Consider the following 10,484-nt stretch of genomic DNA (forward strand, 5'->3'; position numbering starts at 1 on the left):
GGTGCTGTCCCGTTCTCTGGCCGCGAAGGGTATTTACCCTGCGGTAGATCCTCTGGGTTCTACTTCCACCATGCTTCAGCCTAGTATTGTGGGTGAGGAGCACTACACTGTAGCTCGTGCTGTTCAATCTACACTTCAGCGCTACAAGGAACTTCAGGACATTATTGCTATTCTGGGCTTGGATGAATTATCTGAGGACGATCGTCGAGTTGTTGACCGTGCTCGCAAGATTGAGCGGTTCCTGTCACAGCCGTTCTTTGTGGCCGAAGTCTTTACGGGTTCTCCTGGTAAGTATGTGAAGCTAGAAGACACCATCAAGGGCTTTAAGATGATTCTCTCTGGTGAGTTGGATGAACTGCCTGAGCAAGCGTTTTACATGGTCGGCGATATCAACGAGGCGATTGCTAAGGGCGAAAAGCTGAAGGCAGAAGCTAAATAGGCAGAGTGCTAGGTTTCAGGTATTTGGGAATCGGCTAGTGAATGGACAGACACTATGGCAATAGTCCCTGATGGCTGGGCTGCACTAATCCTTGATACCTGAAGCCAGCGACTCCAGAACTTCAATCCTAATTTTGGACTTAATTGCTATGTCATTAACAGTGCGTATTATTGCCCCGGATAGGACAGTGTGGGATGCTCCCGCGGATGAAGTCATTCTGCCTAGTACGACTGGTCAGTTGGGTGTGTTGACGGGTCATGTCCCTATGATTACTGCTCTGGATACAGGGGTAATGCGGGTGCGCCCATCAGGCACGAAGGACTGGGTTGCTATTGCCCTTATGGGTGGCTTTGCTGAAGTCAACCAAGATGAGGTAACAGTGCTTGTCAATGGAGCAGAGCAGGGTAGCACGATCGACCTCGACGAGGCAAAGGCGGCTTTGGCGCAAGCCGAGACTCTATTGGGACAACTAAAGGAAGACGATCGTCAGGCGAAAATCCAGGCTACGCAAGCTCTGAAGCGGGCACGGGCACGGGTACAGGCTGCTGGTGGTGTTGTGCCCATCTAGCTCTAGGTAGATTGTTATGTCTGCCTAGTTGTCTAGATTACCCTAGAGCTATCTAGCTCTGTGGTTTAGATGCCTGGATTGCTTTCCAGACGCGCTCTGGGGTCATAGGAAGCTGATAGAGGCGAACACCAGTAGCATGGGCGACGGCATTCATAACTGCGGGCGGCGTACAGTTCACCACCACTTCACCAACTCCTTTAGCACCAAATGGGCCGTAGGGATCACTGTCTTCGATAAATGCGGCCTCAATTGCAGGAATATCCTTCGCTAGGGGAATTCGATAGGTGCGGGGACTAGGGTTAACGATCCGCCCCTCGGCATCAATCTGCTGTTCTTCGCTGAGGGCATAGCCTAGCCCCATGACAGTACCACCGACTGCCTGTCCGTAACAAATGCGGGGGTTAATGGCTTTGCCTACATCGATCGCCTGCACACAGCGCAGCACGGTTACTCGCCCAGTTTCAGTATCAACCTCTACTTCGGTGCCCTGTACTGCAAACGTCAAGGTAGACTTGTCAGCGGCATACTCACGTTCAACCTCTAGCGGGTGATCAGCCTTCTCTACCAGAGTGCTGAGGGGTAACGTTCCTTGAGTAGGAGTCTGAATACCTACGGCAGTGAGTTGCAGTTGATCGACTGCACAATTCATGACAGCAGCAGCGGCTGTTAATAGACAAGAGCGCAGTGCTTCTGCTGCTAAAATTACTGCTTGTCCGGTAATGTAGGTAGTAGCTGAGGCATAGGCACCAGAGTCAAAGGGGGTATGCAACGTATCGGCTGTGATGATGTCAATCTGGTCGATTGTCGTGTGGAGAACATCGGCAGCAATCTGGCGTAGGGTCGTATTGCAGCCTGTACCCAAATCTACGGCACCTGATCGCAGTTCGTAGCGCCCATCTGATTTCAGCGCCATTCGTACCCTAGCTAGATGAATTTTCGCCAGACCACTACCCTGCATACTGATGGCAAATCCAATGCCCCGACGGCGAGAACCATCGATCACAGGAGGAGTTCCTGGTTTATAGTTCATCGTGCTGGCAACCTTGGCGATTGCTGCCTTCAACCCATAGCTACCCACTAGGTGAAAATGGTGATCTGCCCCGATTAACACCCTGTCATCCGGCGTGATCACCTGTCGTTGACGGAGTTCTAAGGGATCTATCTGCAACATGGTAGCAATTTCATCCATGAGAGATTCCATGGCTACATAACCCTGGGTAGCGCCGTATCCCCGGAAAGCACCTGCGGGCATAGTATTGGTGTAAACTGAGTAACCGCGAAAGCGTTGGTGCTCACAGCGATAGAGTCCCAATGGCATACTACCTGTTAGGAACACCACCTGAGTGCCATGGTTACCATAGGCTCCTGTATTGGCGATCGCAATCATATCCACAGCCGTCAGGGAACCATCGCGCTTTACCCCTACCTTCAGGTGAATTTCAGCAGCATGGCGGCTATTGGTAGCAGTAAATTCTTCCTGGCGGGAAAATACCCACTGCACTGGGCGACCCGTGCGCAAGGTTGCTAATGTACAGAGGTCTTCGGTAAGGATTTCTTGCTTATTGCCAAACCCACCCCCTAAGCGAGTTTTGAACACATGAATCTTGTCTTTGGGGATGTCGAACAGGTGGGATAACAACCGCTGACAGTGGAAGGGCACTTGGGTACTGGAGCGCACATGCAACATGCCATCTGCGTCCAGCCATGTGATGGTGGCATGGGGTTCTAGGTGCATATGCTGAACAGCAGGCACACGATAAACTCGCTCCAGGAGAAAATCAGCAGCCTCAAACCCAGCCTCTAGATTTCCCTTTTCTAGAAAGACCTTGCCTGCAATGTTGCGTTGGGCGTTGTAAATCTGGAAGGATTCAGGTTCATCGTGGATTTGGGGTGAAGAGGCACTATGGGGTCGTATGCCCAGCTCACAGGCTTCATCGCCGATCGCTATTACCGGATCCAGCACGTGGGGGAGCACTTCATAGTCCACCTCGACCAGCTCACAGGCTTGCCTAGCAATCGCTACCGATTCAGCCACCACTGCCGCTACTCGATCGCCCACAAACCGCACCTTGTGGTCAAGCAAATAGTGGTCGTGGGGGTCTGGCACAGGTTCGCCGTGACCAGCCGTAGTGTAAGGACGACGGGGCACATCTGCATGGGTAAACACAGCATAAACCCCAGGCAATGCCAGTGCCTTACTAGTGTCAATATGACGAATGCGGGCATGGGCATAGGGCGATCGCACGACGGCTAAGTGCAACAACCCCGGTGGTGCCCAATCTGTGGTGAAGAGGGGTGCCCCGGTGACGATGCCAACACTATCTTGCTGGGGCAAGCTTTGCCCAACTTGAGGTGCAGGGGAATCATCTGATGTGGCTAATTCTGGGGGCGGCTGAAGGCCATACCCCTGCAACATGCTCTGGACAATTGCCTGATAACCAGTACAACGGCAGAGATTGCCATCTAAGGCACGGCGCAACTCAGTCTCGTTGGCAACCTTTAGCTTGCTGGCTGACATAATCATGCCAGGAGTGCAATAGCCGCATTGAAAGCCTTGGCAGTCTACAAATGCCTGCTGCATGGCTGTAAGCTGCCCATCAGTAGCTAGCCCTTCGATCGTCGTCACTACACGACCATCTGCTCGTTGAGCTGGATAGATACAACTATGCACCGCATGACCATCGACCCAGACTGTACAAGCTCCACAATCACCCGTGTCGCAAACGCGATGTGTCCCATATAACCCTTGGCTATGGAGAAAACTAAGTAGTGTAGTGCCAGGGGCGGTAGTCAATTGGTAGTTACGATCGTTAATGCAGATAGTCATCATTCGGCTTGAATAATTAATCGGTGCTTGCATGGAGACACTATTACGCGCATTGTCCCATAGAATCTGCTATCAGAGCTACATGCCAAGACTTATGAAAGTAAGTAGACTAAGATACATTGGTAACTTTTGGTTTGACGAAGTTTTAGTGATTTATTCAGGCTCCTGTAAATGTCATATGGATAGGTAGTCGATGAATAGACAGCCACCTCTCAACCTAGATCAAATTCCCTCTGAGGATTGGGAACATACACCCGATAGCATCAAATATTTAGTTGAAGATTTACTAGCACAGACAATGTTGCCATCGCAGGATCAGCAGTTACGTCAGTTCTTAGATGCAAGCCCGATCGGCATTGCTGTGCACTATCATACAGGGCAGATTATCTACATCAACGATGCAGGGCGGGTGTTATTGGGCATCGATCGCTCAGTAGAATTACGAGCAAATTTGCTCTCTGAAATTTTCCAGGTCTACCGAGAAGGCACAGATATTCCCTATCCTCTGGAAGAGTTACCCAGTAGCCGCGCTCTAACAGGAGAGGCAGTTTGGGCGGATGATTTAGAAGTCCGGACTCCCCAGCGAGTGCTGTCATTAGAGGTCTGGGCCAGCCCTATAGTCAATGACGAGGGTCAGGTGACTTATGCTGTGGTGGTTTTTCAAGACATTAGCGATCGCAAACAGCGGGAGATGGAGCAGCGTATTATCAGCACAACCTTAGCAGAGAATAAACGTCATCGTCGCCATGTGATTGAAGTACAAACAGATTTGATTTTGCAATCACTGCCAGACACCACGATCATCTTTGCCAACGATGCTGTCTGTAATGCCCTACAACGTCCGCATCAGCAGGTGTTAGGGCTGAAGTGGAGTGACTTTGTGCCTCCAGAAGACTTAGTCATATTGCGGGCTAAAGTTGCAGATTTGACCCCAGAGCAGCCTACCTTTGAGAGTATTAATCGCAACTATCGAGCGAGTGGGCAAACCAGTTGGACTCAATGGGTCAACTTAGGGATTTTTGATGACCAACGGCAGTTGGTCAAAATTCAGTCAGTAGGGCGGGATATTACAGCACTACAAGCACAAATTTTACGAGAACAGGCCCTAAATCGAGTATTTCAGGCCATCCGCAATTCCCTTGATTTAGAGACCATTTTCACCACAGCCGTGCGCGAAACAGCGCAACTCTTGGACAAACTGGACTGTTTTGTGGTGCAGTACTTACCTGCTCAGGGCGTTTGGAAGCCTGTTGCGCAGTTTTGCCATGATGGTAGACCATCTATGCGGGGTATGGAAATTCCTGATGCAGGCAATCCCTTTGCCGATCGACTCAAGCAGTTACAACTAGTACGGTTGGAAGACACTAGTGATTTAGAAGATGCTATCAATCAGGAAGTTGCCCGTAGTCTGCCGGGGGCATGGTTGTTGATTCCCTTAGTGGTGAATGGGTCTATCTGGGGCAGCTTCACCATCACCACCCCTGAGCATCCCTTTTATTGGCAAGACGAGCAGGTTACCTTGGCCCAAGCAGTTGCTGAACAGCTAGAGGTTGCTATTCACCAAGCTAATCTCTACAAACAGCTACAACTAGAACTAGCCGAGCGGCAACAAGTTGAGACGGCCCTGCGAGAAAGTGAGGCTCGGTTTCAAAATATGGCAGCCAATGTACCAGGGGTCATTCTCCGTTATATCTTGCATCCAGACGGTACTGATGGGGTGTTATACATGAGTGCAGGCTGTGCTCGACTCTGGGAAGTGGAGGCGCAGGCAGTCGTCGAGGATGCCTCAATTCTATGGGGGATGGTGCATCCAGAGGACTTACCAATTGTACGAGCATCAGTGATAGCATCAGCACAAACGTTACAACCTTGGTTCCAATTATGCCGAATCACTACCCCGTCGGGGCGAGAAAAATGGCTAGAAGCGGCAGGCAGGCCGACAAGGCAAGCTAACGGGGACATTATCTGGGATACGTTGATTTTGGATGTGACTGCTCGCATTCAAGCAGAGGCGGCTCGACGTGAGAGTGAAGCTCGCTATCGGTTACTAGCAGAGAATACTAATGACCTAGTGTGCTTGCATAATGTTGATGGGCGGTATCTGTACATTAGTCCTTCCTGTGAGACATTGCTAGGCTATCACTATGACGAAATGCTGGGGCAAGATCCCTACACTTTTTGTCATCCAGACGATCGCGATCGCGTTCGCCAAGAAGCTCATCGTGCAGCGATGGAGGGTAAATCTGTGCGCATTACCTACCGAATGCTCCATAAAGCTGGGCATTACCTCTGGTTCGAAACATTGACCAAACCCATTGCGGATGCGTCAGGGCAGGTAGTGCAAATTCAAACCACATCGCGAGACGTAACGGAGCGGGTGTTGGCTCAACAGCAACTAGAATACGATGCCTACCACGATGCCTTGACGGGCTTACCAAATCGGCAGTTGATGATGGAGCGACTAACCCTAGCGGTGAATCGTGCCCAGCAATCGCCAGACTATCACTTTGCGGTGTTGTTCCTTGACCTAGATCGCTTCAAGGTGATCAACGATAGCCTTGGCCATCTAGCCGGAGACCAACTGCTAGTAGCCATCGCCCAGCGATTGCAAGCCGTCTTGCACAAAACTGACCTAGTTGCTCGGCTAGGGGGTGACGAGTTCGTGATTTTGTTGGATGACATTCACTCTGTGCAAGAAGCTATACGTGTTACAGAACGATTGTTTACAGTGCTACAAACCCCCTTTGAACTTCAGGGACGCGAAGTCTACACCTCTTGCAGCATTGGCATCGTCTTTGGGACGAGTAACTATACTCAAGCCTCAGAACTGCTGCGGGATGCTGATATTGCCATGTATCAAGCAAAGGGCAAAAGTAGGGCACGATATGAAATTTTCAACACCGAGATGCATATCCAAGCCCTGAACCGGCTGCATCTAGAAAACGACTTGCGGCGAGCGATCGACTGTCAGGAATTTGTACTGTACTACCAGCCCATCGTCGCTCTCAACACTGGGACGATCGTGGGCTTGGAAGCCCTAATTCGGTGGCAGCATCCTATCCAAGGGCTAAAAAGGCCCAGCACATTTATCTCAGTAGCGGAAGACATGGGATTCATTACCCAGTTGGACTATTGGGTGCTGCAAACAGCTTGTCACCAACTGGCAACGTGGCAAGCTCGGTCTCCGCACCTATCCAGGCTGAAAATTAGCGTAAATCTCTGTGCCCAAGATCTGAACCATAGTGATCTATTGAGCGAAATTGATCGGGCTTTGGCTACCACGGGCATTGATAGTCAATGCCTCACTCTAGAGATTACCGAGAGCATGTTGATCAACGATGTGGAGGTAACGATCGACCGATTGCATCAACTCAAGGCACGAGGTGTGCAGATTAGTATCGATGATTTTGGCACAGGTTACTCATCCCTGAGCTATCTCCATCAGTTACCTATCAATAGCCTCAAAGTCGATCGCTCCTTCGTGCAGCAAATCGAGTCTGGGCAGCGTAACCGCCAATTGGTAGAAACGATCGCCGCCCTAAGTCAGCAGTTGGAATTGGAAATGATCGCCGAAGGCATTGAAACCCAGCAACAATTCGATCGCCTACAACAGCTTGGTTATCAATATGGGCAAGGCTATTGGTTTTCCCGACCCTTGGCTGAAGCAGAAGCCACAACCCTGTTACTACGGGGATAATCTACTTGCTCTTCATCGCCTACTACTCCCTTGCTGATCGCTTCAGCAATCCAACGTATGCTCCAATTCCCAGGTTGAAATGTGAGAGCTGTATTCATGCCATTCCTGATGCTTAAGCTTCAAGTAAGATGCTACGAAAGTATCTCCCATAGCTTGGGTAAGAATCTTGTCTGCCTCTAAGCAGCGGAGTGCGTCCAATAGATTAGCAGGCAGTTGTTTAACTGTACCTACGGGTAATGGATCTGTGTAAGAGTTATTGTCCGATCGCTGCCCAGGATCTCGCTTATTCACAATGCCATCTAGCCCTGCTGCAATCAGCGCCGCAGGCAATAGGTATGGGTTAGCAGAGCCATCCGCTAGGCGCAACTCAAACCGACCAGCATCTGGAATGCGAATCATATGGGTGCGGTTGTTGCCACTGTAGGAGATGGTATTGGGTGACCATGTAGCCCCAGACATAGTGACTGGGGCATTGATGCGCTTGTAAGAGTTAACCGTGGGATTGGTAAAGGCACAAAGCGCTTCTGCAGATTGCAACACACCAGCGATAAATTGGTATGCCAAGGTGGAGAGACCCAGTTCCCCTTGAGCATCGTAGAACAGGTTGGTTGCACCTGCTGTATCCCAAACCGAGAGGTGAGTATGGCAACCATTCCCTGTCAAATGGGCAAAGGGCTTGGGCATAAAGGAGGCGCGGAAGCCGTGCTTTTCAGCGATCGTCTTCACCATGTACTTGAAGAAGGCGTGACGATCAGCAGTAACTAGTGCATCTGCGTAGGTCCAGTTCATCTCAAACTGGCCATTGGCATCTTCATGGTCATTTTGGTAAGGCCCCCACCCCAGGACTAACATGCTGTCACAAATTTCTCGAATCACCTCATAACGACGCATTAACGCCTGTTGGTCATAGCAGGGCTTGCTCTGACGATCGCGGCCATCGGAAATGTCATCCCCCGTTGCTGATAGCAGAAAATACTCGCACTCCACACCAGTTTTGACGCGGTATCCTAAATCTTCAGCCTGCTTGAGCACGCGCTTCAGCACCAATCGCGGCGTTTGTTCAATCGCTCGTCCATCAATCCAATACAAATCCGCTGGCATCCAAGCTAGCTCCGGTTGCCAGGGCAACTGTATCAATTGCTCTGGATCTGGAATCGCCAAAATATCTGGATCTGCTGGGGTCATATCTAACCAAGCCGCAAACCCTGCAAACCCAGCGCCATTTGCCGCCATGGTATCAATGCAGTCGGCGGGCACTAACTTGGCCCGTTGGACACCAAACAAATCAGTAAAGGAAATCAAAAAGTATCGGATGTTGCGATCGCGGGCAAGGCTAGAGAGAGATACAGTCATAAGCGCGTAGATAGGAGAGATCAGGGGGCTGTTATTAATCGTTATTGAGCTAGGAGGTCATAAATAGCTGATCGAATAAATGCTTCATCGTCTGGATGCTGGTAAGGATTACCTGCCCGATGTCCCCAAATAGAAGGAATAGGGCGACAATCAGCATTTGGGATGAGAGCAGCTTCTTCAGCACAATCCTCCAGTGTAAAGTATAGGTCAGTTGTAGCAGGCATTACTAAAGTTTGAGCTTGTATGGCGGCAAGGGCAGCTACATAGTCACCTTGGTAGATGGGGTTGTTACTCACATCACAATGCAGCCATGTGTCAATCATCGCCAGCAGGTCGTGGGGGTCTCGTCTGCGATAATTTGCTTCCCACCCACGCATGAGATAGTCCTCTAGAGACTTATAACCCAACGAGTAGTATAGTCCCTGGCGGTAGAATGCTTGGGAGGCTGCCCAACTAGCATAAATGTGGGCAAACGCTCGATAGCCACGATCGGGCACCCCCTCAAATCTTGTCCCTGTCCAGGCAGGGTCAGCCGTTAGTGCCGAGCGCAGGCTATAGAGAAAGACCTTATTGTGGTCAGTAGTGCGAGCTGTGCCACAGAGAGCCGCAATACGCTCGACCCGATCAGGATATAACACTCCCCAGTGATAGGCTTGCTGTGCTCCCATTGACCAGCCATAAACCAGCGCCAACTGCTCAATGCCAAACACTTCCCGCAGCAAGATAGCTTGTGCTGTCACATTATCCACATGGGTAAACCAAAATCCCTGCTCACTCAGACCGCAGTCTGGGCAATTGCTGGGTGAGCTAGAGAGGCCATTGCCAAACATATTGGGAATGACAATGAACCATCGAGTAGGATCCAAAATCCCATCTGGACGAATTAACCACTCAATATCCGTATGCTGCGCCCCGTAGGACGTGGGGTAGAGGATGACATTACGGCGATCGGGCGCTAGTTCACCATAGGTTTGATACACTATGATTGCCTCTGGCAACACTGCTCCACACTGTAACGACCAATTGGTCAGGGTGAAGTAGCTAGCTGGCTGGCTCATTTTGCCGATTGCCCCCATGCGGCCACAATGTGCTGATGGGCCTTAATATAACCATTAGCTACCTGTCGAAACTGCAAGCGCAGGAGCTGATGAGCAGCCGGTAACGCATGAAATGGAATCGACGGATATAGATGATGCTCTGCATGGAATGGCATATTCCACATTAGGAAGCGCAATGGAGCCAACGTCAAGGTGGTACGGGTGTTAGTGAGAGGGTTGTCATCTAGCGTACAGCCAGTATGTTCTGCCAGCAGCACATAGCGCAAAATGGGCTGCCCCACTGCTAAGGGCAGCAGCCAATAGAGCACCACTGCCCACGGATGTCCTAAGGCAACAGAGATGGCGATCGCCCCAACGTAGACCAGCAGTTGCCAGCGGGTAGACCAAATCACATCACCGTAGGCACTTTCTGGCAAGAACGGATACCTTTGCACCTGTCCCAGAGCAATGCGGCTATGTCCCTGTAGCTTACCTAGCCACCAAGGAATGCCACTTAGCTCCCACACATAGGCTCGCCAGTTTGTAGGCTTCGGGTCTTCTAG

General features: G+C 50.7%; 7 protein-coding genes. 3 read left to right on the forward strand and 4 right to left on the reverse strand.

Going from position 1 to position 10,484, the window contains the following annotated elements:
• Together NZ772_06800 and atpC are read left to right on the forward strand one after the other, a co-directional pair.
• The coding region (locus NZ772_06800) for a F0F1 ATP synthase subunit beta (GenBank protein ID MCS6813265.1) at nucleotides 1–439 on the forward strand (439 nt) is incomplete at its 5' end.
• A gap of 148 nt (nucleotides 440–587) precedes the next feature.
• Nucleotides 588–1,007: an ATP synthase F1 subunit epsilon gene (atpC, locus tag NZ772_06805; GenBank protein ID MCS6813266.1), complete on the forward strand. Its 420-nt coding sequence runs from the start codon at nucleotides 588–590 to the stop codon at nucleotides 1,005–1,007.
• Nucleotides 1,008–1,059: 52 nt separating this feature from the next.
• Here atpC and NZ772_06810 read toward each other — a convergent pair whose 3' ends face one another.
• Nucleotides 1,060–3,837 carry a molybdopterin-dependent oxidoreductase gene (locus tag NZ772_06810; GenBank protein ID MCS6813267.1) on the reverse strand — a complete coding sequence of 926 codons (2,778 nt, stop codon included), beginning with the start codon at nucleotides 3,835–3,837 and terminating at the stop codon, nucleotides 1,060–1,062.
• Nucleotides 3,838–4,027: 190 nt separating this feature from the next.
• Between NZ772_06810 and NZ772_06815 the strand changes: the two genes are divergently transcribed.
• Nucleotides 4,028–7,531, forward strand: a complete 3,504-nt coding sequence (locus NZ772_06815) for an EAL domain-containing protein (protein ID MCS6813268.1) — start codon at nucleotides 4,028–4,030, stop codon at nucleotides 7,529–7,531.
• Nucleotides 7,532–7,573: 42 nt separating this feature from the next.
• Here NZ772_06815 and glnT read toward each other — a convergent pair whose 3' ends face one another.
• The 3 genes from glnT to NZ772_06830 all read right to left on the reverse strand — a co-directional run.
• Nucleotides 7,574–8,884, reverse strand: a complete 1,311-nt coding sequence (glnT, locus tag NZ772_06820) for a type III glutamate--ammonia ligase (GenBank protein MCS6813269.1) — start codon at nucleotides 8,882–8,884, stop codon at nucleotides 7,574–7,576.
• A gap of 41 nt (nucleotides 8,885–8,925) precedes the next feature.
• Nucleotides 8,926–9,942, reverse strand: coding sequence for an alpha/beta fold hydrolase (locus tag NZ772_06825; GenBank protein MCS6813270.1), 1,017 nt, complete (start codon nucleotides 9,940–9,942; stop codon nucleotides 8,926–8,928).
• Nucleotides 9,939–10,484 (reverse strand): fatty acid desaturase (locus NZ772_06830; GenBank protein ID MCS6813271.1); only part of this gene is annotated, 546 nt, incomplete at its 5' end. The genes NZ772_06825 and NZ772_06830, both read right to left, overlap by 4 nt.

It is taken from the genome of Cyanobacteriota bacterium (genome assembly GCA_025054735.1).
Classification (GTDB): domain Bacteria; phylum Cyanobacteriota; class Cyanobacteriia; order SKYG9; family SKYG9; genus SKYG9.